At 66.2% G+C, this 23,837-nt stretch carries 22 protein-coding genes and 1 tRNA gene; 12 read left to right on the top strand and 11 right to left on the bottom strand.

The genetic code is table 11. The features are described from left to right. Positions 1–38 precede the first annotated feature (38 nt). From mnmD to ACP7BH_RS08705, 3 genes are all read left to right on the top strand, one after another. Complete coding sequence (gene mnmD / locus ACP7BH_RS08715; RefSeq protein WP_425981997.1) at positions 39–1,871, top strand: tRNA (5-methylaminomethyl-2-thiouridine)(34)-methyltransferase MnmD; 1,833 nt, start codon at positions 39–41, stop codon at positions 1,869–1,871. 26 nt (positions 1,872–1,897) lie between these two features. Continuing rightward, positions 1,898–2,281 (top strand): DUF6491 family protein, encoded by a 384-nt coding sequence (locus ACP7BH_RS08710; protein ID WP_425982000.1) that lies wholly within the window; start codon positions 1,898–1,900, stop codon positions 2,279–2,281. An 87-nt stretch (positions 2,282–2,368) separates the two neighbouring features. Next, positions 2,369–2,809 carry a hypothetical protein gene (locus ACP7BH_RS08705; protein ID WP_425982002.1) on the top strand — a complete coding sequence of 147 codons (441 nt, stop codon included), beginning with the start codon at positions 2,369–2,371 and terminating at the stop codon, positions 2,807–2,809. 18 nt (positions 2,810–2,827) lie between these two features. Here ACP7BH_RS08705 and gyrB read toward each other — a convergent pair whose 3' ends face one another. From gyrB to rpsT, 8 genes are all read right to left on the bottom strand, one after another. After that, positions 2,828–5,254 carry a DNA topoisomerase (ATP-hydrolyzing) subunit B gene (gyrB, locus tag ACP7BH_RS08700; protein WP_425982004.1) on the bottom strand — a complete coding sequence of 809 codons (2,427 nt, stop codon included), beginning with the start codon at positions 5,252–5,254 and terminating at the stop codon, positions 2,828–2,830. Positions 5,255–5,424: 170 nt separating this feature from the next. Next, complete coding sequence (locus tag ACP7BH_RS08695; protein ID WP_425982006.1) at positions 5,425–5,757, bottom strand: type II toxin-antitoxin system RelE/ParE family toxin; 333 nt, start codon at positions 5,755–5,757, stop codon at positions 5,425–5,427. Beyond that, the gene (locus tag ACP7BH_RS08690; RefSeq protein WP_425982008.1) at positions 5,754–5,990 is read right to left on the bottom strand and encodes a ribbon-helix-helix domain-containing protein; all 237 of its coding nucleotides are present in this window, start codon (positions 5,988–5,990) and stop codon (positions 5,754–5,756) included. The genes ACP7BH_RS08695 and ACP7BH_RS08690 overlap by 4 nt, the downstream gene beginning before the upstream one ends. 45 nt (positions 5,991–6,035) lie before the next feature. Next, entirely contained in the window at positions 6,036–7,169 is a 1,134-nt protein-coding gene (gene recF, locus ACP7BH_RS08685; protein WP_425982010.1) for a DNA replication/repair protein RecF, read from the bottom strand. Between the two features lie 9 nt (positions 7,170–7,178). Beyond that, positions 7,179–8,237, bottom strand: a complete 1,059-nt coding sequence (locus ACP7BH_RS08680; RefSeq protein ID WP_425982013.1) for a hypothetical protein — start codon at positions 8,235–8,237, stop codon at positions 7,179–7,181. Between the two features lie 61 nt (positions 8,238–8,298). Then, positions 8,299–9,417 (bottom strand): DNA polymerase III subunit beta, encoded by a 1,119-nt coding sequence (gene dnaN, locus ACP7BH_RS08675; protein ID WP_346494456.1) that lies wholly within the window; start codon positions 9,415–9,417, stop codon positions 8,299–8,301. Between the two features lie 194 nt (positions 9,418–9,611). Then, positions 9,612–11,087 carry a chromosomal replication initiator protein DnaA gene (gene dnaA / locus ACP7BH_RS08670; protein WP_425982016.1) on the bottom strand — a complete coding sequence of 492 codons (1,476 nt, stop codon included), beginning with the start codon at positions 11,085–11,087 and terminating at the stop codon, positions 9,612–9,614. Between the two features lie 451 nt (positions 11,088–11,538). Next, on the bottom strand, positions 11,539–11,808 hold the full coding sequence (gene rpsT, locus ACP7BH_RS08665) for a 30S ribosomal protein S20 (RefSeq protein ID WP_135194610.1): 270 nt from the start codon (positions 11,806–11,808) through the stop codon (positions 11,539–11,541). Positions 11,809–12,026: 218 nt separating this feature from the next. On the opposite strand from rpsT, the gene ACP7BH_RS08660 reads away from it, so the two are divergent. From ACP7BH_RS08660 to ACP7BH_RS08640, 5 genes are all read left to right on the top strand, one after another. Continuing rightward, positions 12,027–14,552, top strand: coding sequence for an ATP-binding protein (locus ACP7BH_RS08660; RefSeq protein WP_425982018.1), 2,526 nt, complete (start codon positions 12,027–12,029; stop codon positions 14,550–14,552). A 259-nt stretch (positions 14,553–14,811) separates the two neighbouring features. After that, positions 14,812–17,307, top strand: coding sequence for a TonB-dependent receptor plug domain-containing protein (locus ACP7BH_RS08655; RefSeq protein WP_425982021.1), 2,496 nt, complete (start codon positions 14,812–14,814; stop codon positions 17,305–17,307). A gap of 229 nt (positions 17,308–17,536) precedes the next feature. Beyond that, positions 17,537–18,250 carry a 2,3-diphosphoglycerate-dependent phosphoglycerate mutase gene (gpmA, locus tag ACP7BH_RS08650; RefSeq protein ID WP_425982023.1) on the top strand — a complete coding sequence of 238 codons (714 nt, stop codon included), beginning with the start codon at positions 17,537–17,539 and terminating at the stop codon, positions 18,248–18,250. Further along, the gene (locus ACP7BH_RS08645; RefSeq protein ID WP_425982025.1) at positions 18,247–18,876 is read left to right on the top strand and encodes a bifunctional diaminohydroxyphosphoribosylaminopyrimidine deaminase/5-amino-6-(5-phosphoribosylamino)uracil reductase RibD; all 630 of its coding nucleotides are present in this window, start codon (positions 18,247–18,249) and stop codon (positions 18,874–18,876) included. The genes gpmA and ACP7BH_RS08645 overlap by 4 nt, the downstream gene beginning before the upstream one ends. Positions 18,877–18,929: 53 nt before the next feature. Further along, complete coding sequence (locus tag ACP7BH_RS08640) at positions 18,930–20,195, top strand: pentapeptide repeat-containing protein (RefSeq protein WP_425982027.1); 1,266 nt, start codon at positions 18,930–18,932, stop codon at positions 20,193–20,195. Between the two features lie 4 nt (positions 20,196–20,199). Here ACP7BH_RS08640 and metK read toward each other — a convergent pair whose 3' ends face one another. Further along, positions 20,200–21,405, bottom strand: coding sequence for a methionine adenosyltransferase (gene metK, locus ACP7BH_RS08635; protein ID WP_425982029.1), 1,206 nt, complete (start codon positions 21,403–21,405; stop codon positions 20,200–20,202). 157 nt (positions 21,406–21,562) lie between these two features. Between metK and ACP7BH_RS08630 the strand changes: the two genes are divergently transcribed. The 4 genes from ACP7BH_RS08630 (at position 21,563) to ACP7BH_RS08615 (ending at position 23,219) form a co-directional block, all read left to right on the top strand. Continuing rightward, complete coding sequence (locus tag ACP7BH_RS08630; protein ID WP_425982032.1) at positions 21,563–22,009, top strand: helix-turn-helix domain-containing protein; 447 nt, start codon at positions 21,563–21,565, stop codon at positions 22,007–22,009. Positions 22,010–22,036: 27 nt separating this feature from the next. Then, complete coding sequence (locus tag ACP7BH_RS08625) at positions 22,037–22,372, top strand: hypothetical protein (protein WP_425982035.1); 336 nt, start codon at positions 22,037–22,039, stop codon at positions 22,370–22,372. Positions 22,373–22,434: 62 nt separating this feature from the next. Next, complete coding sequence (locus tag ACP7BH_RS08620; protein ID WP_425982038.1) at positions 22,435–22,851, top strand: hypothetical protein; 417 nt, start codon at positions 22,435–22,437, stop codon at positions 22,849–22,851. Continuing rightward, positions 22,848–23,219, top strand: coding sequence for a hypothetical protein (locus tag ACP7BH_RS08615; RefSeq protein ID WP_425982041.1), 372 nt, complete (start codon positions 22,848–22,850; stop codon positions 23,217–23,219). Before ACP7BH_RS08620 ends, ACP7BH_RS08615 begins: the two co-directional genes overlap by 4 nt. On the opposite strand, the gene ACP7BH_RS08610 is transcribed toward ACP7BH_RS08615, so the two are convergent. Both ACP7BH_RS08610 and ACP7BH_RS08605 read right to left on the bottom strand, forming a co-directional pair. Further along, positions 23,220–23,573: a helix-turn-helix domain-containing protein gene (locus ACP7BH_RS08610; protein WP_039246365.1), complete on the bottom strand. Its 354-nt coding sequence runs from the start codon at positions 23,571–23,573 to the stop codon at positions 23,220–23,222. Positions 23,574–23,745: 172 nt separating this feature from the next. Beyond that, a tRNA-Thr gene (locus tag ACP7BH_RS08605) sits at positions 23,746–23,821 on the bottom strand. Positions 23,822–23,837 lie beyond the last annotated feature (16 nt).

The following is a 23,837-nucleotide window of genomic DNA, read 5'->3' as shown; positions in this document are numbered from 1 at the left end:
CTTTTTCGTCTGTGCGACGAAGGTGCTAGAGCCGCGCCATGATCTCCGATGACGACGCCTCGCCGCACCTGACCTGGACCGAAGAGGGCGAGCCGCGCTCGGGCCGGTTCGGGGATGTCTATTTCTCGCGCGATGACGGACTAGCGGAAACGCGGGCGGTGTTCCTGGACGGATGCGGCCTGCCCGACGCCTGGGCCGGACGGGACTGTTTCACGGTGGCGGAGTTGGGCTTCGGCACGGGGCTGAACATCGCCGCCCTGCTGGACCTGTGGCGCCGAACGCGGCCCGAGGGCGGGCGGCTGCATATCTTTTCCATCGAGGGGTTTCCGCTGACGGCGGCCGAGGCGTCGCGGGCCCTGGGCGCCTGGCCGGAGTTGGCGCAGGCAACGCAGGCGCTGATCAACGCCTGGCCGTCCGCGACGCCGGGCTTTCACCGTGTGGACCTGCCGGGCTTCGACGCCGTGCTGGACCTGGCGGTTGGGGATGCGGCCTGGGCGCTGGAGCAGTGGTCGGGAGCGGCCGACGCCTGGTTCCTGGACGGCTTCTCGCCGGCGCTGAACCCCGGCATGTGGTCGCCGCAGGTGATGGCCCTGATCGCCGCGCGGTCTGCGCCCGGCGCGCGCCTGGCCACCTTCACCGTCGCCGGCGCCGTGCGGCGTGGCCTGGCCAAGCAGGGCTTCGTGATCGACAAACGCCCCGGTCATGGCCGCAAGCGCGAGCGGCTGGAGGCGCGTTTGAACTCGACCTTTGCATCTGCGCCGCTTCCCAGCATCGCCGTGATCGGGGCGGGGGTGGCCGGGGCGTCCGTCGTGCGCGCCCTGAAAGATCAGGGCGTGAGGGCCGTGGTGTTCGAGGCCGAGCGGCCGGGCGCGGGCGGATCGGGCTTTCCGGCGGCCCTGGTCACGCCGCGTCTGGATGCGGGCGACATCGGTATCGCCGCCCTGCACGCCCAGGCGCTGGAACGGGCAGGCCATCTCTATGCCGCGACGCCGGACGCCGTGACGGGCCATGGGGTGCTGCAACTGCCCCAGGCGCCGCGCGATGCGGCCCGGTTCGAGAAGATCGCGCGCCAGCCGATCTGGGCCGAGGGGACGATGGTCGTGCTGGACGAAGACGCCGCAGCGGCCTTGGCGGGCGAGGCGACGGCGTCGGGCGGTCTGTCGATGAGGTGCGCCTGTGCAGTGCATCCCGCCGCCGTGCTGTCGGACTGGCTGGGCGATGCGGACATGCGCTCCGAGCGGGTGACGAAACTGGAGCGGATCGACGGCCGCTGGCGGCTGATCGGCGAGGGGTCTGCGGTGCTGGCCGAGGTGGATGCCGTCGTGGTCGCCGCCGGCTGGGGATCGGCCGCCCTGCTGGACGGGCATGATCCGGCGCCGCGCCTGTCGCCCGTGCGGGGGCAGGCGGACTGGGTCGAGGGCGAGGTCACGACCAACGCGATGGCCTGGGGCGGCTATGCCGTCCCGACCGGCCATGGCGTCCTCTATGGCGCGACCCATGACCGGAGCGACACCGACACGGCGCCAACCGCGGAAGACAGCGAGAGAAATCTGGCGACCTTGCGGGCGCGCCTGCCAGGTTTGGCCGACAAGATCGAGGCGGCGGGACAGGTGCAGAGCCGCGCCGCAATCCGCGCCACCACGCCGGATCGTCTGCCCCTGGCGGGGGCTTTGGACGACGGTCTCTATCTGCTAGGCGGGCTGGGGTCGCGCGGCTTCTGCGTCGCGCCTGTGTTGGCGGAGCATGTCGCCGCCCTGATCCTGAACCGACCTTCGCCTATGCCGCGCGATCTGGCGTCGCGCGTTTCGCCGCGCCGGGCGGCGGTCATCCGTAATCACCTTGCGCCCCCGTCTCCGGCAAGCGCAGGATGAGCCGGGGGCTGTTTCGGGAGCCAAACATGCATCGTCTCATCCTGTCCTCGGCCGCCGTCCTGGCGCTGTCGGCCTGTGCGCCATCGCCCGGCGCGACGACGGCCAGCCGCGTCGACGCCACCCAATGTTTCCGGCCCAGCCTGGTGCGGAACTTCAACGCCCCCAACGACCAGACCCTGTATGTGCGCACGTCCAGTTCGGACGTGTTTCAGATCGACAGCACCTTCTGCCGCGACATGACCCGCGCCCTGTCGGTCGCGCTGGAGCCGCTCTCTGGATCGAACCTGTGCGTCGGCGATCAGGCGACCTTGCGCAGCCCGGCGACCGGCCCTGAACCTTGCCGCGTCCGCATCGCCAGAAAGTTGACGGCCGAAGAGATCGCGGCTTTGCCGTCGCGAGATCGGCCCTGATCGGAAAAGCTTTTCAGGACCGTCATGTAGATTGAATTCTTCCGCACACGGGTATGAAATGATCGCCTTGCCTGGGGAGGGAAGAGAATGATCAGAACAATCGGTCTTGCAGCGATTATGGCCACGGCCGCCCTGGCGTCGCCTGCGGCGGCGGAAAGCTGGGCCGCGTTTTCGCGCAGCGACGCCGTCGTCTATCTCGTCGATCTGGACGGTTTGACGCCGGTGGACGGCGTGGCGACCACACGGATGGCGCGGGTGCCGGCGCGCGGCGACGCCGCCGATCTGAGCCATGAAACCGAAGAGGTCATGGTGCGGTGTTCGGACGGCCAGTCGCGCTCGGGCGCGACGGTGACCTATGGGGCGGACGGCGCGGAAACCGATCGCTATTCCGAGGACACGCCGTGGGAAGCGACGCCCAGCGGCGGCGTCTACGGCGGGATCAAGTCCTTCGCCTGCGAGGATATGCGGCCTCAGACCGCCGCCTTCCCGACCATTGCGGCCTTCATCGCGGGCGGACGCGGCCAGTAGGCCGCGTCTCAACCGCCGTCAGACGTCGACCGCCGCGTCCAGGGCGTTTTCCTGGATGAATTCGCGACGGGGCTCGACCACGTCGCCCATCAGCTTGGCGAACAGGTCGTTGGCGTCTTCCTCGTGCTCGACCGAGACCTGCAGCAGGGTGCGGGCGTTGACGTCCAGCGTCGTCTCCCACAGCTGCTCGGGGTTCATCTCGCCCAGGCCCTTGTAGCGCTGGATCGACAGGCCCTTCTTGCCGGCGTCCAGCACCGCGTTCAGCAGGTCCAGCGGCCCGCGAATGGTCGTGGACTTGTCCTTGCGGCGATAGGTTGCGGGCGAGACGAAGACGCCGTCGAACGCCTGGGCGCGTTCGGCTAAACGACGGGCGTCCAGCGACCGGATCAGGGTCTCTTCCAGCACGATGGTTTCCTGCACCGCGCGACGGGTGCGGGTGAAGACCACGGCGCCCTGTTCGCCCGGTGCGCCCGTCCAGTCGCCGTCGCCTTCTTCGGCATAGAGGTTCAGGCGCACGGCGGCGGCGGCTGATGCGGTCGCCATGTCCGAGGTTTCGGCGAACAGGCCGGCGAGCGCCGCCTGTTCGATGGCGAAGGCCGGGGCGCGCTGGCTGAGGCGATCAACGCCGGCGCTGAAGCTCTTGGCCTCGCGCACCAGGGATTGCAGGTCCAGGCCCAGGCGGCGTTCGCCGGTCGACAGGTCCAGCTCGGCCTCGGACGAGCCTTCCTCGATCAGGTAGGAGTCCATCTCGGACTGATCCTTGAGGTAGCGGGACTGCTTGCCCTTGGCGACCTTATAGAGCGGCGGCTGGGCGATATAGACGTGGCCGCGCGTGATCAGTTCGGGCATCTGCCGATAGAAGAAGGTCAGCAGCAGGGTGCGGATGTGGGCGCCGTCGACGTCGGCGTCCGCCATCAGGATGATCTTGTGATAGCGCAGCTTGTCGGCGTTGAAGTCGTCGCGGCCGATGCCGGTGCCCAGGGCCAGGATCAGCGTCCCGATCAGTTCCGACGACAGCATCCGGTCGAAGCGCGCGCGCTCGACGTTCAGGATCTTGCCGCGCAGGGGCAGGACGGCCTGGTTCTCGCGGTTGCGCGCCTGTTTGGCCGAACCGCCGGCGGAGTCGCCCTCGACGATGAACAGTTCGGACTTGGCGGGATCGCGCTCCTGGCAGTCGGCCAGCTTGCCCGGAAGGCTGCTGATCTCCAGCGCCGACTTGCGGCGGGTCAGGTCGCGGGCCTTGCGGGCGGCTTCACGGGCGGAGGCGGCCTCGATGATCTTGGCGACCACCTGCTTGGCCTCGACCGGATGTTCCTCGAACCATTGCGAAAGACCCTCGGAGCACAGGCCCTCGACGGCCGGGCGCACCTCGGACGAGACCAGCTTGTCCTTGGTCTGGCTGCTGAACTTGGGATCCGGCACCTTGACCGACAGGACGCAGGTCAGGCCCTCGCGGGCGTCCTCGCCGGTGACCGAGACCTTCTCCTTCTTGCCGGCGCCCGAGCTCTCGATATAGCCGCCCATGATGCGGGTCAGGCTGGCGCGGAAGGCCGACAGGTGGGTGCCCCCATCCCGTTGGGGGATGTTGTTGGTGAAGCACAGCATGGTCTCGTGGTAGCTGTCGTTCCACCACAGGGCGAGATCGATCTCGATCCCTTCCTTCTTGCCGCGAATGACGATGACGTCCTTCAGGATCGGCGTCTTGGACTTGTCGAGGTGGCGCACGAAGGCCTCCACGCCGCCCTCATAGTGCAGCAGGATCTCGACCGGCTCGGCGCCGCGATGGTCCGACAGCTTGATCACAACGCCCGAGTTCAGGAATGCCAGCTCGCGCAGGCGATGCTCCAGCGTCTTCAGGTCGAAATCGATGTGGCTGAAGGTCGTGACCGACGGATAGAAGGTGACTTCGGTGCCGCTCAGGGCCTTGCCGGTGTCCTCGCGGATCGGGGCGTCGCCGGTGATCTCCAGCGCCTTGACCGTGTCGCCGCGCTCGAACCGCATCTGGTGCGCCTTGCCGTCGCGATAGATCTTCAGCTCAAGCCAATCGGACAAGGCGTTGACGACGGACACGCCCACGCCGTGCAGGCCGCCCGAGACCTTGTAGGAGTTCTGGTCGAACTTACCGCCCGCGTGCAGCTGGGTCATGATGACCTCGGCCGCCGAGACGCCTTCGCCTTCGTGAATTCCGGTGGGAATGCCGCGGCCGTTGTCGGTCACGGTGACCGAGCCGTCGGCGTTCAGGATGACTTGGACCAGGTCGGCGTGGCCGGCCAGGGCCTCGTCGATGGCGTTGTCCACCACCTCATAGACCATGTGATGCAGGCCGGAGCCGTCGTCGGTGTCGCCGATATACATGCCGGGACGTTTGCGCACGGCGTCCAGGCCTTTGAGAACCTTGATGGAATCGGCGCCGTATTCGGGCATGTCGGCAATCGGATCGGTCATGAAGTCATTGGCTCTGAAGTCCCGACCGGGACGGGGATAGAGCGCCGCGTGGAGCACTCGAATCGACGGCGGAGTCGCACCGCGCCGAAGCCCGCAACATATAGGAAATTTGACGGGAATTGCGAGCGAAACGGCGGCTCAGCGCCGTGTTTGCGACCGATGAATTCCAGTCAGTTCGGAAACGTCGTGTCGGCGAAAGCCTGAGCCAGATCGCGGCGTGTGTGGAGAATGCGCCATACCACGACCTCATGCTCCACGGGTGCGTAGCAGATCAGGTAGGGGAAGCCTCGCAACGTCCATGTCCGAAGGTCCGGGATGCCCAAGGCGCCGCCGACAATCGGTGATCCGGCCTCAGGCGCTGCGGCCAGAACGACATAGGCCGCGTCCAGAGCGTGGACGAAGCGCACTGCCGTATCGAAGCTCGCCTCCTGGACGTAATGATCGACGATGATGTCGAAGTCGCGATCAGCGCTGCTCAGCGAGCGGATCGCGTATGATCTCACCCTTGGCCACGCCGAGCGGTTTCGATGCGATCCAGGCGACGTTTGAAATAGTCAGCATCGACGGTTTCACCGGGACCGGAGTCTCGACCTTCGATCAGCATGTCGCGGACACGCTGTTTCTCCTGTTCCAACTGCACCAGAGCCAGAACGTAGTCGCTGTCGGCTGGCAGGCCCTGGTCGGCGACCTGAGCGTCGATGAACGCCTTCAATGAATCCGACAGGGAAAGGGTCATCGTCGCCATGTCCGGAAGATAACGGAACGGCGAACCGTCGGCAATCTAGTCGGTTTCCAGCGCGCCGCCGGCGACTTGGACGAACTGGGCGCGGCCTTCCAGACCGGCGAACAGGTCGCGTTCGGTGCCGGTCATGAAGGCCTGGAGGTTCAGCGCGACGATCTCGTCGAACAGGGCCGCGCGGCGGCGTTCGTCGAGGTGGGCGGGGGCCTCGTCCAGCAGCAGGACGGGGCGGGCGGCCCCGGCGACGGCCTGATCTGACAGGCGGGTGATCTGGGCTAGGATCAGGTTGAGGACCAGGGCCTTCTGCTCGCCCGACGACCCCTCGGCGGCGGGGCGCTGTTTCTCGCGGTGCAGCGCCGTCAGGTCGGTGCGGTGCGGGCCGAACAGGGAGCGGCCGGCGGCGCCGTCGCGGGCGCGGGCCTTGGCCAGGCCTTCGCGGATCGCGGCGGCGATCTCGTCTTCCTCGGCGCCGTCCTCGGCCATTTGTTCGGCGGGACCGTCTAGCCCCAGGTCGGCCTGGGGGAAGGGACGGTCGCGGCGGGCGTCGATGGCGGCCTGGAGCGCGTGCAGGGCGGCGACGCGGGCGATGGCGGCGCGGGCGCCTGACTCGCCCAGGCGCAGCTCCAGCGCGTCCAGCCAGACCGGGTCGGCTTCGCGTCCGTCGGCCGCATCGTTCAGCAGGCGCAGCCGTTCGCGGAGGGCCTTTTCATAGTTCGAGACGCTGGCGGCGTGATCGGGATCGGCGGCGAAGACCAGCCGGTCGAAGAATTTCAGCCGCTCGGCCCGCGCATCCGAGAACAGCCGATCCTGTTCCGGCGTGGCCCAGACAGGGCGTAGATAGTCCAGCAATCGCCCCGGCTGGGCCGTCTCGCCGTCGATCCGCACGATGCGCCGCGCCGCGCCCGCCGTCTGGACGCCGGTGCCGAGCCGCGTCTCGTCGTCCAGTTCGACCATGACGGCCCAGGCGCGGCCGGTCGCCTCGCCGGGCTCACGACGACCCATCTCGGCGGCCGTCGCGCCGCGCAGCCCCTTGCCCGGCGTCAGCAGGCTGATCGCCTCCAGCAGATTGGTTTTCCCCACCCCGTTTGGCCCATGCATCACCACGGGGCCGGAGGTCATCTCCAGCCGTGCGCTCGCATAGGAGCGGAAGTCGGTGAGGGTGAGGGTTTGGATCAATCTGTAGGCTCAGAGGGCGCCGTACCGACGGAGCCACTCGTCAAACGTAGCGCGAAGGTCATGCACCGAACCCTGCCAGCCCATGCCAACCGAAGCGTCCAGATCAAGGGACGGCTTGTCCCAGGCGTCTACGGTGGCGACGCCGGGCCGGTAACGCCAGCCGACGTGTTCACGATGATTGTTCGAGTCATGGGCTATGCCGAACGCTTCGACGTCTCGCCAGCGTGTGAAGCGGACCCCCGCCTCGTCCTTGATCGTGAAGCCAGCTGAGGTCAGCACCATGGTCGGCTTCAGAAAAAAGCGGCGTGTCAAAAGGTGGGCGACATATCCGAGCCAAAGCGCCATCGCGACATACATCAGTGCGATGAGCCAGAACGACCAACTGCTTGCAAGTCTCGTCCATACCGTCAGCCCCTGGCCGCTTGGAGCTGCCATGGCCGTAATCCAGATCGGCAGGGCGAACAGTGCGAAAAAGCAGCACCAGATCAATAGTAGCGGCCCAAGCGCTTTTCGTGTGTCCGTGCGCACCGTCAAAGACATTGGAAGGTCTGTTCCGTCCTGACCGCCGTCCCGATGCGCAGCGCTTCTCTCTTCTTGAAAGACTAGGGGGTCGGAATGGCACGATCTCCAATCTTCCAGCGTCGCACAAACGGCGTCTGGCCCACCTTGCCAGCCGAGGCCGAAATCGCCATCCAGTGTCGTCGCCACCGAACTCTTTATGCGTTTTTCGCTACGGAAATCGTCACTGTAGTCCCATCCGACCACACCCTCTTGGCCCAACACGGGCGTTTCGACGCGGAACTTCCTCACCCGTTCCCAGAGAAGGAAATGCGTGCGACCGTTGACCCGGAAGCCGATGCCGCGATGACCGGGGGCGATATAATCTCCCCAGAACAGCGACCGTATCGCTTCGCCGCATAGAGCGAGCATCACCAAACCTGGTGCAACGATTATGACCGCGTCGGTAATGGAACTCGTGAAGGAGCGAAGAAATTCTTCGCGACCCTCAAGGCTCGAAAACCAAGCGTAAATGCCGACGTAAGCGCCAAGACCCAAGAACGAGATCACGAGCGGAGTCCAAATTCTCCACCTCGCTTTTTTGATCACCGTTCCGCCATGCCCATGGCTATCAGACACGCAGCGGCATCAGCACATACTGAACGCCCGGATCGGCCGGGTCGAGGACCAGGGTGGGTGAGGCTGGGTCGGCGAAGCGGAAGGCGGCGTTTTCGCCGGTGATCTGGCCGGCGACGTCCAGCAGGTAGCGGGCGTTGAAGCCGATCTCGAACGGCTCGTCGGAATAGCCGATCTCGACCTCTTCCTCGGCCTGGCCGGCTTCCATGTTGCGGACGGTCAGCTTTACGCGGTCGTTGTCGAAGGCCAGTTTCACCGAACGGCTCTTCTCGGCCGAGATGGTGGCGACGCGGTCGACGGCCTTGGCGAACAGGGCGTTGTCGATGTCGGCCTGTTTGTCGTTGCCCTTGGGAATGACGCGCAGATAGTCGGGGAAGGCGCCGTCGATGACCTTGGACGTCAGGGACGCCTCGCCCATCTGGAAGCGGATCTTCTGGGCCGAGACGGTGACCTCGACCGGGCCGCCGGCGTCGTCCAGCAGGCGGCGGACCTGATCGATGGTCTTGCGCGGCACGATGACGCCGGGGCCGCCGGCCGCGCCCTCGGGCGCCGGGGTCTCGGCCAGGGCCAGACGGTGACCGTCGGTGGCGACGGCGCGCAGCAGGGGCACGCCGGCCTCCGACACCGTGTGCAGATAAAGGCCGTTCAGATAGTAGCGGGTTTCCTCGGTCGAGACCGCGAACCGGGTCTTGTCGATCAGGCGGGCCAGGTCTTCCTTTGGCATGACATAGGAGGCGCCGGCGCTGTCGGTGGACATGACGGGGAAGTCGCCCGCCGGCAGGACCGGCAGGTTGAAGCGCGACCGACCGGCCGAGACGACCAGGCGCGGATCGTCGCCCGAATAGAGCAGCGAGACCTCGGCGCCTTCCGGCAGCTTGCGGACGATTTCATACAGGGTGTGGGCGGGGGCCGTGATCTGGCCCTCTACCTGCACCTGGGCCTCGGCCTCGTCGACCATCTCCATGTCCAGATCGGTGGCGGCGAAGGCCAGCCGGTCGCGCCCTGCGGACAGCAGGACGTTGGACAGGATCGGAATGGTGTTTCGACGTTCGACGACGCTCTGGACGTGGCCCAAGGCCTTGAGGAGCGCGGATCGTTCGATGGTCAGCTGCATGTCGTCTCGCCCGGCGCGGCCGATTCGCAGATGGCCGCGGTTAAGTGACCTTGGACACTAGCGGATTAGGCGCATGCTGCAAGGAAGTGGCGTGTGGTTAGTGGCGAGTGGCGAGTGGATAATGGGGGCAAGTCGGCAATACGGGGAGATTTTCCCTCGCTCGCCACCCGTCACTCGCCACTCGACACTTAAAATCAGCCGCGAAGCTTGCGCGTCAGGGCCTCGACGTCGCGGGCGATCTGGTCGTCCTGCGGCATCAGCTCTTCGATCTTGCGCACGCCATGCAGGACCGTGGTGTGATCGCGACCGCCGAAACGACGGCCGATGTCGGGGTAGGAGCGGGTCGTGTGCTGCTTGCACAGATACATGGCGATCTGGCGGGGACGGGCGACTGCACGGGTGCGGCGCTCGCTGAGCAGGTCGGCCTGTTTCATGTTGAAGTGGTCGGCGACCGTCTTCTGGATCTCGTCCACGGTGATGCGGCGCTCGGGTCCGCCGCGCATGGCGGCGCCCAGCAGGGTCGAGGCCTCGTCCACCGAGACGGAAGAGAGGCGCGATCCGGCGGCGGCGGCCAAGGTGTTCACGGCGCCCTCAAGCTCGCGCATCGAGCCGGGGGTGCGATCCACCAACTGGGCCAGAACTTCGGGGTTGGCCTCGCCCTGAACGACGCCCAGGGCCGACAGGGCCTTCAGACGGTTCTGGGCCACAGCGATCTTCAGCTCGCGGTCGCCCGCCTCGACCGGGCAGGTCAGGCCGGCGGCGAGGTGGCTGCGCAGGCGCGGCTCGACCTCGGTCAGGGCCAGGGGCGCGCGATCGGCCGAGAAGACGATCCGCTTGCCGTCCTCGATCAGGGCCGTCAGGGTCGAAAGCAGTTCTTCCTGGGTCGAGGTCTTGCCGCCCACGAACTGGACGTCGTCCAGCAGCAGCATGTCGGCCGAGCGCAGGCTCTCCTTGAAGGCGGCGGTCGATCGGTCCTGCATCGCCTTGACGAAGGTGGACAGGAAGCGTTCGGCGGTCAGATAGACCACCTTGGCCTCGGGCCGCAGGCGCTGGGCTTCCCAGGCGATGGCGTTCAGCAGGTGGGTCTTGCCGTAGCCGTAGGGGCCGCAGAAGAAGACGGGGTTGAAGTGACCGTCGGCCCAGCTGGCGACCTGTTTGGCGATGGCCAGAGCGAAGGCGTTGCCCTGACCCTCAACGAAGCTGTCGAAGGTCAGGCGGTCCTGCAAGCCGGCGGCGCGCACGGCGCGGGCGCCGTCCGCGCTTATGGGGGCGGCGGGCGCGATATGGGGCGTCGAGGCGAAGGCGGCCAGGCGCGGGGCGGCGTCCACCACATTGCCGGCCAGAACGGCGGAGGCCGGCGGGGCCGAACCCACTTCGGCGCGGCAACGCACCTCAAGGCGGCGGTTCAGGCCGTCCAGGCCCAGCCACAGCTCGTTCATGCGGCGCAGGGCGTTCTTGCGCACCCAGTCGCGGGCATAGGCGGTGGGGGTGACCAGGATCAGGCCGCCGGCGTTGTCCAGCCGGACCGCCGACGGGGCGATGTAGGACGAGAAGGGGCCGTCGCCGATCTCGGCGCGCAAACGCAGAGAGGCCTCGCTCCAGATGCGGTCCGGGTCCGTCATTCCCGACGTCTTCGTTCCGCCCGCCATCGCCGTTGCGCCCCCAACCATCTTGCCCGCCCAGTCCAAAACCAAATCCGACCTTCCGCGACTTCAGGGCGATGGTTCAGGGACGACTTCTCCTGCGCCGAAAAGCGATGCTTTTCGGACGGGGTCGAACCTCTGGACAGACATCTCCCGCCGACGCGAAACCAAGTCCCGCGCCGTCTTCATCCGTGCTGGGATGGAAGTGCGTTAGAGGCCAAAACTTACGCTGCGAGCCGGGTGGGTCAACGCTGATTCGTTGGTCGATTCGCAGTTAAATTGTTTGACTCCGTCAAACCCTGATCCTGCTTGGAATTTCCGGCGAACTGTCGCTCGACGAGCGACGATTTCAAAAATGCACCTTAGCGACACAACGCAAAACGCCGAAGGAGCATGCGCTCCTTCGGCGTTGATATTGCTTCGTAATCCCACAACGGAACAGCGACAGCTGCTCCGTCTGCGTCGGATTAAATTTGGCTCAGGCGGCCGACAGCTTCTTCAGCTGGGCGGCCAGGCGCGACACCTTGCGCGAGCCGGTGTTCTTGTGAACGACGCCCTTGGAGACTGCGCGCATCAGCTCGGATTGAGCTTCAACGAAAGCGGTCTTGGCGACGGCGGCGTCGCCGCCGGCCAGAGCTTCCTGGAACTTGCGCAGATAGGTGCGGACGCGCGAACGGCGCGCCTTGTTCACTTCGGTACGCGCTTCGATCTTGCGGATCGCCTTGCGGGCGCCGGGGTTGTTGGCCATGTCAAACCTTCGAACGGAAAACGCCGCGGAGCACACGTCCACGGCGCGGAAATCTCAAGAGGGCGGGCCTATAGCCGAAAGCCCGGGGGCGGTCAACGCGGAGTCTTGGCCGGATCGACTCTCTATCCCGCAGGACGCCGCAGCGGACCGTCGCGGCGCCGGTTGATAAACCTTATTCAACGAACGGTGTGGCAGGGTCTGGACGAACCGGAACCCGCATGTCCAGATTCTCAGTCTCGCTTACTGTCGCCCTCGTTCTGACCGGGCTGTTTGTCCCCATCTCGCTGGCTCGGGGCCAGGCTTCCGCGTCGGCCCGCACGCCATTGGCCTTGGCGCAGGCGGTGGAACGCCGTGCGGGTGCGACGGATTTCGCGGCGCTGGAATCCTTTGGCCGTGAGGCCATGGAACGGCGCGACCGCGAGGGGCTGAACCGACTTTATCATGTGGCCTGGATTTTGTTGAACCAGGGCGAGTTCGATCGCGCCGAGGCCTGGAACGACCGGCTGGCGCAGGCCGCTCGTCGCCAGGGCGACAAGCGATATATGCAGATCGCTCATCTGAATGCCCTGACGCTGCGTTACGATCAGGGCGACACGGCCGCCGCTGAGGAGATGCGGCGCATCTCCGAGACCGAGCAAGACTGGTTCGCACGCACCCACGCCATACGCATCTGGGCCCTGGCCTTGATGGATCAGGACAAGATCGGCGAGGGACTGAGCCTGCTGACCAACGCGGACGCCCTGATCCCGGACAACGCGCCCTATGCGAACGCGGCGCGAGCGGGACTGTGGGAGATGACCGGCATCGGCCTGCTGAAGCTGAACGACATCACGGGCGCCACTGCCGCCTTCGGTCGGTTCGAGATCGATTTCGCCAACCCGGCCTATCCGCGGCCGGATTTCGACGCCGTCTACAATCTGGCCAGGCTGTCGAGCCAGATCGGCGACGCCGCCCAGGCGCAGCGCCTGTATCTGATCCACCACCGTCTGACGCAGCGGGCAGGGTTGCCCAGTCTATCGGTCTATGACGCCAATCTGTGCGCCATCGTCGCCGAGGCCCGACAGGCGCCAGGGGATGTTCTGCAGTGTCTGGCCCCTTATGGCGAGGACCTGGGCGAAGCCTCCTTCCTCGCTGCTCATCTGCTGCCCGCACGGGCGATCGCCCGTGCGCAGACGGGACAAATCGCCGAAGCGCGCCGCGACCTTGAGCAGATGCGCCGGCGCCAGGCCGGAGGCGCTGTGCGTGACGAGGGGGCTTCGGAGCTTCCGCATGTGGAGGCGGAAATCTTGTTCGCCGAAGGACGCCCGTCCGAGGCCTATGAAAGACTGCGAGAGCATGCCCGCCTGGACAAGATCGCGGACGCCAGCCGCTTCAGCGCGGGTATTCGCCAGGTCACCGGCGACATGCAGCAGCAGCTGACCCGCCGCCGCGAACAACTGGAGACCGCGCGCGCCAACACCCAGTTGCAGGGCGACATCATCGAAACGCAGAGATGGCTGATGGGGATCGCCGCCGTCTTTGGCCTGGTATCGGTCTTCGGCCTTGTGTGGCTCTGGCGTCAGTCGCGGAGGCTGCGGATCGCGCAACGACGCGCGGAAGAGGCGAGCCGGTCGAAATCGGAGTTCCTGGCCAATATGAGCCATGAAATCCGCACCCCGCTGAACGGGGTCGTGGCAATGGCCGACGCCCTGTCTCGCGCGGGCCTCGATCCCCGCGAGCGAGAGATGGCCGAGGTGATCCACGCTTCGGGCATCACCCTGGAACGCCTTCTGTCCGACATTCTGGATACGGCCAAGATCGAGGCGGGCCAGATTTCGCTGGAGCGCGCCACCTTCGATCTCGGCGACACGGTGCGCGGCGTGGCGGCCCTCTACCGTCCTCGCGCCGAGGAAAAGGGCGTGAATCTGCGTCTGGAGGTCGAGCCGGCGCTGGACGTCGCCGTCGAGGGGGATGTGGTGCGGGTGCGCCAGGTCCTGTCCAATCTCATTTCCAATGCGATGAAGTTCACCGAACGGGGAGAGGTGGCGATCGCTGTGACGTCCGCCGGCGATGGGCGGGTGAGATTTTCCGTGACGGACACCGGCTGCGGCTTCGACGCCGAACAGAAGAGCCGCATCTTCTCGCGCTTCCAGCAGGCGGACGGATCGATCACGCGCCGGTTCGGCGGCACGGGCCTGGGGCTGACGATCTCGCGCGATCTGGTCGAGCTGATGGGCGGTCAGCTGGAATGCGACGGCGAACCGGGCGTCGGCGCCCGGTTCTGGTTCGAGATTCCGCTCGCGCCCGCCGTCGAGGCGCCGGTGTCGGCGCCGGACGAGCCGGCGGCGGAGATGGTCTTTCCCGCGCGCATCCTTTTGGCCGATGACCATCCGGCGAACCGCAAGGTCATGGAGATCATGCTGGGCGGCCTGCCGACCGAACTGGTCCTGGTCGAGGACGGGCATCAGGCGGTGGAGGCCTACCGCAACGGCGGCTTCGACCTGGTGCTGATGGACATGCAGATGCCGGTCATGGACGGGCTAAGCGCCACCCGCGCCATCCGCAGGATGGAAGTGGAACAAGGCCGGGCGCGCACGCCCTTGGTCATGCTGACGGCCAACGCCTTGGCCGAACATATCGAAGCGGGCCGCGCTGCGGGGGCGGACGGTCACCTTTCCAAGCCGATCACTCTGCCGACCTTGATCGCCGCAGTGGCCGCGGCCGTGGAAAAGGTGCGAGGGTCCGAGCCGAAGTCGCCGACCTGAGCGTTGAGCAATCCGCTCGCGCCTTTGCAGAGGAAATAGGTGTTCAGGCGCGAAATACTCGCGCCTGATGCTGCCCTTGATTGAGGAAGTCGCACGCCAAGCGGTGATTTAAACGGCGCAGATCGCGCTTTCCGTCGCGACTTTTTTCACTGTGTTGAAAGCCTGCAACGCTTTCTGTTTCTTCATGAATTGTGTCGTTTTACGGCCATGTTTGTACCGTCCTGCAAGGGGCTGAATTCGTTTCCCGGACCGTCGTTCCATGACCCAGATCGCGCTTATGTTGTTGGCGCTGGCCCCTACGGCCGGCGTCACCCAGACCACACCGGCCCAGACGCCGCAGGAAGATCCCACTGTGGTTCTGCCCGAGATCGAGGTCACGGCGGCGCGGCGTGGCGTGGCCCTGGGCGGGCAGGAGCCGATCGTCTCCTATGACGCCGCCCAGATCCAGGCGTTCGGCGCGACCAATATCGGCGAGCTGATCACGCTGCTGGAAGCCCAGACCCGCAGCGCGCGCGGCGGGTCTCCGGTCTTCCTGGTCAATGGACGCCGCATCTCGGGCTTCCGCGAGATCCGCGGCATTCCGCCCGAGGCGATCGAGCGTTTCGACGTCCTGCCGGAAGAGACGGCCCTGTCCTATGGCTACAGCGCCAATCAGCGGGTGGTGAACATCGTCCTGAAAGCGGACTTCAAGTCCCTGACGGCCTCGGTCAACGTCAGCCGGCCGGAGCAGGGCGGTCGCACCACGACCGCCAGCGAGAACAACGTCCTGCGCATCGCCGGGGGCGACCGCTGGTCGCTGGACATCAACGGCACGACCGCCAACACCCTGTTCGAGACCGAGCGCGATATCGACCGTAGCGCCACGGCCGGTGGAGCGACCGGTGAAGAGGCGAACGCCTATCGGACCCTGCTGCCCAAGACCGACGAGGTTTCGGTCGCCGGTACCTACAAGCACGACCTGAACGACAAGGTCGGAATGACGCTGAGCGGCAGTCTGGAGGACTCCAGCAGCTTCAGCTACCAGGGCCTGCCCAACCTTCTGCTGAACGTGCCGGGGACCAATCCCTTTTCGCCGTCCGGCCAGGACGAGACCCTGTTCAGCTATCTGGACTTGCCCGGCTCCCTGACGCGCAAGACCGATACCCGCACCGCCGAGCTGGGAACGGTCTTCGACGGCTATGTGGGCGACTGGCGCTGGACGGCGACGGGGGAATACAGCCGCGTCGAGACCGACACCTCAACCGGGCGGGGCGTGGATGAACTCGCGCTGCAGGCCTTGACCGCGGGCGACCTGACGGTCAACCCCTTCGGCGATCTGACCAGCCGGGCCACGGTCAATCCACGCGACACCGCCAACTCGCTGGCTCAGACGGCGACGGCGGAACTGGTGCTGAACGGCCGGCCGTACGAGCTGCCGGCGGGGGACATCACCTCGACCTTCAAGGTGGGCGCCGGCTATCAGTCGCTGGACTCCGAGAGCGTGCGCTCCGGCGTGGCCGTGGATCGGTCGCAGTCGCGCAACTCGGGCAATGTCCAGGCCAACTTCGACCTGCCGATCTCCAGTGTCGATCGCGGCATCCTGCCCAAGATCGGCGACCTGTCGGCCAATGTGAACCTGGCCTATCAGGAACTGTCCGACTTCGGCGGCGTCACCGCCGTCGGCGCGGGCCTGAACTGGTCCCCGGTCGAGCGTCTGTCGCTGTCGGCCAACTATTCCGACGAGGGCAAGGCGCCGACTGTCCAGCAGTTGAACGACCCGACGATATCGACGCCCAACACCCCGGTCTTCGACTTCCGCAACAGCCAGACCGTCGAGATCAACCAGATCACAGGCGGCGACCCCAATCTGAAGGCCGAGGATCGGCGCATCCTGAAGCTGGGCATGAACTGGCAGCCCGTGTCGGCCCAGGATTTCCGGCTGAACCTGGCCTATACTCGCACCGAGGCGGATAACGAGATTTCCAGCTTCCCCGCCATCACCCCGGACCTGGAAGCGGCCCTGCCGGATCGGTTCGTGCGCGACGCCGACGGCAATCTGCTGTCTATCGACGCCCGGCCGCTGAACTTCTTCAAGCGCGAGCAGCAGGACGTGCAGTGGGGCTTCAACTTCTCGCGTCCCTTCGGCAAGCCGAACCCGGCAGAGGCCGGTCAGCGGCCGGGCGGCGGACGCCCTGGCGGCGGCATGATGATAACTGGCCCAGGCGGTCCTGGAGGCCCTGGCGGCGGCGGACGGATGCGCGGCTCGCGCGGGCCGGGGATGCAGCCGGGCCAAGGCATGTTCAACCTGTCGCTGACCCACACCTGGCGGGTTCAGGACGAGGTCGTGATCCGCGAGGGGCTGGCGCCGCTGGATCTGCTGGACGGAGACTCGATCTCGGGTTCAGGCGGTCAGTCGCGCCATGAGGTCCAGCTTCAGACCGGCCTGTTCAAGAATGGGCTGGGCGCCTTCGTCAACGCCAACTGGCGTGCGGGCACCACGGTCAACGGCGACGCCTTGGGCTCGCCCGACCTGGATTTCTCGGGACGCACGACGGTCAATCTGTTCGCCTTCGCCGATCTGACCCAGCGCACGTCGTGGGTCGAACGCTTCCCGTTCCTGAAGGGGACGCGGATCGGGTTCGGGGTTCAGAACATCTTCGACGACCGAGTTTCGGTGACCAGCAGCGACGGCGCTACGCCGATCAACTATCAGCGCGATTATCTGGACCCGCAGGGCCGCGTCTTCCGCATCAACCTGCGCAAGATACTGTTTTAAGAGACGAAGGGGCGGGCTGCGGCCCGCCTTACGGCCAGACGGTCGCCAGCGCGATCATCACGACGGCGGCGGCGAGCGCCAGGGGAAAGAACAGACGGTCTGACATCGGTCGACTGTTACCTTCGTGCGTCCGATGCGACAAGCGAGGCGACGGCTTGATCCTGGTGAGCCTTGACCGACTTCGGAGGGCGTCCTACCCCGAAAGACCGTTTCGCGAAGGACCGACCGAATGCCGCGCCTGATCCTGCTCCGCCATGGCCAGAGCCAGTGGAACCTCGAAAACCGCTTCACCGGCTGGGTCGACGTCGATCTGACGGCGGAGGGCGAGGCCCAGGCGCGTCACGGCGGCGAGCTGATCGCCGAGGCCGGGTTCAAGCCGGCGGTCATGTTCACCTCGGTCCTGACGCGCGCAAAGCGGACCGGCGCCCTGGCCCTGCAGTCGGCGGGCCTGACCGATGTGCCGGTGATCGAGGACTGGCGTCTGAACGAGCGCCACTACGGCGGGCTGACGGGTCTCAACAAGGCCGAGACGGCGCAGAAGCACGGCGAGGACCAGGTCAAGGTCTGGCGCCGCAGCTATGACGTGCCGCCGCCCCCGCTGGCGCCCGGCGGCGAGTTCGATTTCGAGGCCGACCCTCGCTATGCCGGCAAGGCCATTCCCGACACCGAAAGCCTGAAGACCACGCTGGATCGGGTCAAACCCTATTGGGACGCCGAGATCGCGCCGCGCCTGAAGGCCGGCGAGGACGTGCTGATCGCCGCCCACGGCAACTCTCTGCGGGCCATCGTCAAACTGCTGTTCGGCGTGCCGGACGACCAGATCGTCGGCGTCGAAATCCCCACGGGCAATCCGCTGGAGATCGACCTGGACGCGAACCTGAAGCCCACCGCCGCCCGCTATCTCGACGCCGCCCGCGCCGAAGCGCTGCCGACCGCATCATGAGCTGGAGCGACGCCGACCAGGCCTTCATGGCCCAGGCCATCGCCCTGGCGACCGGACGAATGGGCGAGACCTGGCCTAATCCGGCGGTCGGCTGCGTCATCGTCAAGGACGGCCGGGTGATCGCCCAGGCCGCCACCGCGCCGGGCGGCCGCCCCCACGCCGAGGAGCAGGCCGTGCCTGCCGCCGGCGCCGAGATCGTCGGTTCGACCGTCTATGTCACCTTGGAGCCGTGCGGCGCCCGGTCGTCGGGCCGCAAGTCCTGCGCCCACTTCCTGACCGAGGCGGGCGTGGCGCGCGTCGTCATCGCCTGTCTGGACCCGTCGCCCTTCGCCGCAGGCCGGGGGACCGAGCGCCTGCGCGCCCAGGGCCTGACCGTCGAGACCGGTCTGATGTGCGAGGAAGGCGCCTACCTGTGCGAAGGCTTCCTGCATCGGCTGGAAACCGGACGGCCCATGGTGCGGATCAGCGAGGACGGCGTCGGCTTCGACGGCCGCTTCGTCGCCTCGCCCAAGGCCGATCTGGTCACCGAGCTGAAGCGGCTAGGCGAGGCCGGTTACACCCGCCTGTGGACCGGCCCCGGCGAGCTGGCCGAGGCGCTCGAAGAGCAGGGCCTGCTCAGCGTCTGACAACCGCCTGTCGTTCAAGGGTTTCTTAAGTCAGACGGGCGCAATGTGTCGAAATGGCACTGGCGGAACCCATCGTGAGAAAACGCCTGACGCAGGCGGAGCTGGACCTGGTCTGCGCCCGGCATGACCGGCTGTTCCAGGCCCGCCCCGGCGGCGCCCGTGCTGTCTTCGCCTGGATGGACCTGTCGGGCCTCAGCCTGAAGGGCCGCAATCTCGCCGACGCCGATTTCGCCGCCGCCTGCCTGGAAGGCTGCGACCTGACGGGGGCCAAGCTCGACAACGCCAACTTCTTCGGCGCGGATATGCAGGACGCGATCCTGGCCGAGGCAAGCCTGCGTCGCGCGGATCTGCGCGGGGCCTGTCTGCGCGGCGCGGACCTGTCGGGCGCCGACATGTTCGAAGCCGACCTGCGCGAAGGCACCATCGCCGCCGCCGACGCCAAACTGGGCTTCAAGGTCATCGAGCCGCGCCATCGCGAAGAGACCGAGGCAGTCGGCGCCAACCTGTCCGGCGCCAATCTGCAACGCTCCAAGATGTCGGGCGTCATCGCCATGAAGGCCGACTTCTCCGGCGCGGTGATGAAGGACTGCAAACTGGTCCGGGCCAATCTGAAACAGGCCAATTTCCGCGGCACGGACCTCGCCGGCGCCGATCTGTCCGGCGCGGACCTGTCGGGCGCCGATCTGCGCGACGCCATCCTGGTGGGCTGCAAGATGACCATGTGGCGCGCCGACGGCGCTGACATGCAAGGCGCGCTGACGGACAACAAGTCCGCCTGCGAATCCGTGGACCGGATGCCCGCCGCCGAAATGCTGCGCGAACACGCCCGCTGGTGCGAGACGGGTGGATCGGAGGGGCAGCCTTCGGTCTTCGACGGCGTCGATCTGCGCCCGCTGAAGTCGATCACGGGACTGAACCTGACCGCCCTGTCGGCCAAGGGGGCGGTCTTTTACGGCCTGGACATGGAGGGGGTGCAGCTACAGGGCGCCCAGCTCGAAAACGCCGATCTGAGGTCCGTCAAACTGCGACGCGCCGACCTACGTGGAGCGCGCCTGAAGGGCGCAAGGCTGAACGGCGCGGACATGCGCGAGGCGCAGCTGGGGCCGTTGCTGATCGCCGCCGATCGTTTGATGCCGGCCGATCTGACGGGGGCGGTGCTGCGGGGTGCGGACCTATCGGGCGCCGATCTGAAGCGCGCGGTGCTGGTCGGCGCCGACCTAGGCCGGGCGACGATGCACGGCGCCCAAATGCGTCAGGCCGACCTGACCGACGCCAATCTGACGGGCGTGCGCGGCCTGGTCGTGGACCAGGCCGCCTGACGCCTTAAGCGAGCGCCTTGAGTTGATCGACCAGGTCGGTCTTTTCCCAGCTGAAACCGCCGTCCGCATCGGGCTCACGGCCGAAGTGACCATAGGCGGCCGAGCGGGCGTAGATCGGCTTGTTCAGCTTCAGATGCTCGCGGATCGCACGCGGCGTGGCGCCGCCGATCAGGTCCAGGATCTTGTCTTCCAGGACTGTTTCGGAAATCTTGCCCGTGCCGTGCAGATCGACGTGGATCGACTGGGGCTTGGCCACGCCGATGGCGTAGGAGATCTGGATGGTGCAGCGATCGGCTAGACCGGCGGCGACCACGTTCTTGGCCAGGTAGCGGCAGGCATAGGCCGCCGAACGGTCAACCTTGGTTGGATCCTTGCCCGAGAAGGCGCCGCCGCCGTGGGGCGCCGCGCCGCCGTAGGTGTCGACGATGATCTTGCGACCGGTCAGGCCGGCGTCGCCGTCAGGCCCGCCGATCTCGAAGATGCCGGTCGGATTGATGTGCCAGACGGTGTTCTCGTCGATGAAGCCCTCGGGCAGGACTTCCAGGATATAGGGTTTGACGATCTCGGCGACCTCGGCCGAGCTCAGCCCCTTGGCGTGTTGGGTCGATAGGACGATCGAGGTGGCGCGCAACGGCTTGCCGTCCTGGTATTCGATGGTGACCTGGCTCTTGGCGTCGGGCTCGAGCTGCGAGCCGCCGGCGTGGCGAACCTCGGCGAGGCGCTTCAGGATGTTGTGACTGTATTGCAGGGTCGCCGGCATCAGTTCCGGCGTCTCGTTCGAGGCGTATCCGAACATGATGCCTTGGTCGCCGGCGCCCTCGTCCTTCTCGTTGGTCGAGTCGACGCCGACGGCGATGTCGGCCGACTGGGCGTGCAGATGGCAGGCGTACTCCGCCGTTTCCCAGTGGAAGCCGTCCTGTTCATAGCCGATGTCCTTGACCGCGGCGCGGACCAGCGGCTCCAGGCTGTCGATGATGCCTTGGGTGAAGGCTTCGTTCTCTTCCTTGGTATTGCCCGGCTGGGTGGCGCGGACTTCGCCGGCCAGAACGATGCGCTGGGTCGTGACCAGGGTCTCGCACGCCACGCGCGCCTCGGGATCCTTGGCCAGGAAGGCGTCGACGACGGTGTCGGAGATGCGGTCCGCGACCTTGTCGGGGTGACCTTCGGAAACGCTTTCCGAGGTGAAGAGGAAGGAAGAACGAGCGGCCAAGAGAGGCTCCTGTCTGTGTCAGGTGATCAGACATATAAAGATATGCTTATATGTTCAAGTGATCTGACGTCGGGCGATAACGCGGAAAGTGGTTCGCACGCCGAGCGGATCGGCTGACAGCGTTGGATTTTAGGGTAAACAGGCTGCGGGGGATCGAATGCCTGACAGCCTGACGACGAGAGAGAGCGAATGTGTCCACCTCGCCGGCCAAGGCTTGGAGGACAAGGAGATCGCCGCACGGCTCGGCATTTCGCCCCGCACCGTCGGCAATCACCTGCATCGCGCCTACGCCAAACTGGGCGTATCGGATCGCAAACTGGCGGCGCGTCGGCTGAGTAGCGTCTACTCAGAGGCGTCGATACTCATTCCCAACACCGGTCCCGATCCGCTGAATGATCCCACGTCGGCCGAACAGTCTGACGATGCGGTTTCCGACCGAACGACGTCCTGGCTCCTGCCGGCTCCGCCCCGCGGCGCTCTGGCGAGAGTGGGGGTCATCGTCGCCGGGGCTGCCATCGCCCTGCTGTTCGCCATCGGGATCGTGACGGCGGGCATGGTGGTTCCATCCCTTTTCGACCGGCTCGCTCCCGCTGAAATGCGCTGACAAAACGGCTTAACGGGAGATGAGCCAATGAAGAATATGCACGTCGGCGTTCGCGTGGCGCGACAGGTCAGAACCGCCGAACACGCCGTCGATCAGGCGATGATCGAGGTCTGTCGTCTGGTTCAGACGGCGCTGGAAGGACGGGTCGAGGCCCGGCTGGCGGCGGAAGTCGGACAGGACGCCCTGGCGAATATGGTGCGCGGTCTCAGCCAACTGGCAGAGGTGCGCGGCGCCGTGATCGCCAGTCATGGCGAATTGGCCCAGGTGGCCGATGACCATAAGGTCGGCTGGCACATGGACGGTGCGCACGAAGAAAAGGTCAAACCCACTGGGTTTGCCCCGGTTCTCGCCGTCGCCGCTTGATCGCTGCCGTCGGGATGTGGTCGCCGCTATCCTTGCTTCTGGCGTGTCTGACCTACGGCGTCATGGCGCTTCTGCTCTGGAAAGGCCGTACGCCCGAGCGGATCGCCTTGGTCGCCTTGGTCGTCCTCAACTGGGGCACGCCATTGGTCGATGACCTGTTCATCGGAGATTTCCGGTGGGGGGTGGCGATCCTTTCGGTCTCAATGTTCTTTCTGCTGGTCGGTCTGGCTCTCCGTTACGACCGATGGTGGCTGCTTCTTGCGGCCGGAGCCCAGCTTATCGCGGTCTCGACCCATCTGGCCGGCATCGCCGGTTCCGACGCCCTTCTCTGGTCGATCGTTTCGACTCGGATGGTCGTCTGGTTCGAACTCCTGCTTCTCGCCCTCTTCGGCGTCTGGGAGGCGCGAGCCGCCCCCTACGCCCATACCAAATCAAGGCCCGCATCGATCCGCGCGCTTAAAAAGGTCAGACTATCATGAATATCCAAACCTCGAACGCCTTCATGCCCCTGTTCCGCTCCTGGCTGGAAACCGCCAATCTGGCTAAACAGGTGGGATCTCAGGCCCTGTCCGCGAGCGGCGAGAACTTGCTGGTCGAGCTTGATCTGGCGCCGATGGAAGAGGCGGAAACGACGCTTCTCGATCACGCACCCAAGACGGCGGTAGAAGCGGTCTGCATGATCGAGATCATTCGCCAGAGCCTGTCAGACGCCGGCCGTTCGGACGGCCGCGACATGCGCGCGCTTGAAGCTATTCAGTCCTGGCTTGCCGCTACGGCGCTGGACGCGCCGTCGGGCGGGCGAGACGAGGTCGAGCAGTTGCTGAAGAGCGTCAGCAACCGAGGCTGATCAGCCGCGCAGGCCCTTGGCCACGGTCAAGAGGGCGTCGCGTTGAGCGGCGTCCTTGATCCCGCGGAAGGCAGCCAGCAGTTCGGCGACGCCAGGGGCGGCCAGAGCAAGCTCGTCGCCCTCGGCCGTCTCCAACTCGCCCAGCAGGGCCGCGCCGGTCGATTTCAAGACCGATGCGATCTGCAGCAGACGGGCGGCGGACACGCGATTGACGCCCCGCTCGTACTTCTGAATCTGCTGGAAGGTAACGCCGGCGCCGGCTGCCAATTGCGCCTGCGTAATGCGCAGTTCCTCGCGACGCGTGCGGATGCGGCCGCCGATGGCGATGTCTACGGGATCTACTGCGTCGTTCATTTGGGCCTACGGACAGGACTAATGGCGTGCCAAGGCCCCAAAACATCAACGCCGTCAAGCCAAAGCTGCTCCACTAGGGAGTGCTACGTGTGCTGATCAGTGTGAATTCAACCATTGGGATGTATGACGGGGTTCTCGCCGTCGCCTCCGGCGCGAACTGCGCTCGGAAAAGTGGTGCCGCTTAGGTGACTCGAACACCTGACCCCATCATTACGAATGATGTGCTCTACCGGCTGAGCTAAAGCGGCCCGGTTGCGACGGACG

Source organism: Brevundimonas sp. TWP2-1, from assembly GCF_049897645.1.
Taxonomy (GTDB): Bacteria; Pseudomonadota; Alphaproteobacteria; order Caulobacterales; family Caulobacteraceae; genus Brevundimonas.
This window is presented reverse-complemented; position numbering and strand designations above follow the sequence as displayed.

What these genes read in the sequence shown, in the direction of transcription:
- mnmD (WP_425981997.1), top strand. Translation starts at nt 39, where the DNA reads ATGATCTCCGATGACGACGCCTCGCCGCACCTGACCTGGACCGAAGAG.
- ACP7BH_RS08710 (WP_425982000.1), top strand. Translation starts at nt 1,898, where the DNA reads ATGCATCGTCTCATCCTGTCCTCGGCCGCCGTCCTGGCGCTGTCGGCC.
- ACP7BH_RS08705 (WP_425982002.1), top strand. Translation starts at nt 2,369, where the DNA reads ATGATCAGAACAATCGGTCTTGCAGCGATTATGGCCACGGCCGCCCTG.
- gyrB (WP_425982004.1), bottom strand. Translation starts at nt 5,254, where the DNA reads ATGACCGATCCGATTGCCGACATGCCCGAATACGGCGCCGATTCCATC.
- ACP7BH_RS08690 (WP_425982008.1), bottom strand. Translation starts at nt 5,990, where the DNA reads ATGACCCTTTCCCTGTCGGATTCATTGAAGGCGTTCATCGACGCTCAG.
- dnaN (WP_346494456.1), bottom strand. Translation starts at nt 9,417, where the DNA reads ATGCAGCTGACCATCGAACGATCCGCGCTCCTCAAGGCCTTGGGCCAC.
- dnaA (WP_425982016.1), bottom strand. Translation starts at nt 11,087, where the DNA reads ATGGTTGGGGGCGCAACGGCGATGGCGGGCGGAACGAAGACGTCGGGA.
- rpsT (WP_135194610.1), bottom strand. Translation starts at nt 11,808, where the DNA reads ATGGCCAACAACCCCGGCGCCCGCAAGGCGATCCGCAAGATCGAAGCG.
- ACP7BH_RS08660 (WP_425982018.1), top strand. Translation starts at nt 12,027, where the DNA reads ATGTCCAGATTCTCAGTCTCGCTTACTGTCGCCCTCGTTCTGACCGGG.
- ACP7BH_RS08655 (WP_425982021.1), top strand. Translation starts at nt 14,812, where the DNA reads ATGACCCAGATCGCGCTTATGTTGTTGGCGCTGGCCCCTACGGCCGGC.
- gpmA (WP_425982023.1), top strand. Translation starts at nt 17,537, where the DNA reads ATGCCGCGCCTGATCCTGCTCCGCCATGGCCAGAGCCAGTGGAACCTC.
- ACP7BH_RS08645 (WP_425982025.1), top strand. Translation starts at nt 18,247, where the DNA reads ATGAGCTGGAGCGACGCCGACCAGGCCTTCATGGCCCAGGCCATCGCC.
- ACP7BH_RS08640 (WP_425982027.1), top strand. Translation starts at nt 18,930, where the DNA reads ATGGCACTGGCGGAACCCATCGTGAGAAAACGCCTGACGCAGGCGGAG.
- ACP7BH_RS08630 (WP_425982032.1), top strand. Translation starts at nt 21,563, where the DNA reads ATGCCTGACAGCCTGACGACGAGAGAGAGCGAATGTGTCCACCTCGCC.
- ACP7BH_RS08625 (WP_425982035.1), top strand. Translation starts at nt 22,037, where the DNA reads ATGAAGAATATGCACGTCGGCGTTCGCGTGGCGCGACAGGTCAGAACC.
- ACP7BH_RS08620 (WP_425982038.1), top strand. Translation starts at nt 22,435, where the DNA reads ATGGCGCTTCTGCTCTGGAAAGGCCGTACGCCCGAGCGGATCGCCTTG.
- ACP7BH_RS08615 (WP_425982041.1), top strand. Translation starts at nt 22,848, where the DNA reads ATGAATATCCAAACCTCGAACGCCTTCATGCCCCTGTTCCGCTCCTGG.
- ACP7BH_RS08610 (WP_039246365.1), bottom strand. Translation starts at nt 23,573, where the DNA reads ATGAACGACGCAGTAGATCCCGTAGACATCGCCATCGGCGGCCGCATC.